We start from the raw sequence: 650 nt of genomic DNA, 5'->3' as shown, positions 1-650 counted from the left end.
TGGGACATCGCCTCGTCCTCGGTGGAGACCGAGGACGGAAAGTTCGACGGCTATCCGTGGGAGGCGATCGCGCGCAACCTGATTGCGCCGTTCGGCATCTCGCTCGAGACGGTCGGCACGGTCGACGCGACGCCGTTCCCGGAGATGTCGGTTCAGCCCGGCGAGCTCGTATGGGCGACGCTGGAGCGCCTGGCGCGCGATCGCAAGATCGTGCTCGGCTCGACCGAGCGCGGCAATCTCCTCGCGATCGGAGATCATTCGGGCTCGGCGAGCGACGCGCTGGTCGAGGGCGGCAACATCAAGAGCGCCAACTGCACGATCCAGGACGACTACGTCTACCAGAAGTACTGGACCCTCGGGCAGCGCGCCGGCCACGACGACGCATGGGGCGACGACGTATCCCGCATCCGCGCCGTGGCTCAGGGCAGCGCGACACGGTACCGCCCGCTGGTCAACATCGCCGAGCATCCGGACACGCCGGAGGGCCTCAAGAAGCGCGCCGAGTTCGACGCCCTCCATCACGAGGGCGCGATGATCCAGGCGCAGGTGACGGTGCAGGGCTGGCTGCGCCCGTCCGGCGGGCTGTGGAAGGTCGGCACCTATCCTCACGTCAAGTCGCCGATGCTGTTGCTCGATCAGCCCCTCGGCAT

General features: G+C 68.0%; 1 protein-coding gene. It reads left to right on the top strand.

Features of this window, described 5'->3' with window-relative positions:
• Window positions 1–650 (top strand): hypothetical protein (locus CH341_RS34750; protein ID WP_170149896.1); only part of this gene is annotated, 650 nt, incomplete at both ends.

Source organism: Rhodoplanes roseus, assembly GCF_003258865.1.
Lineage (GTDB): Bacteria > Pseudomonadota > Alphaproteobacteria > Rhizobiales > Xanthobacteraceae > Rhodoplanes > Rhodoplanes roseus.
This window is presented reverse-complemented; position numbering and strand designations above follow the sequence as displayed.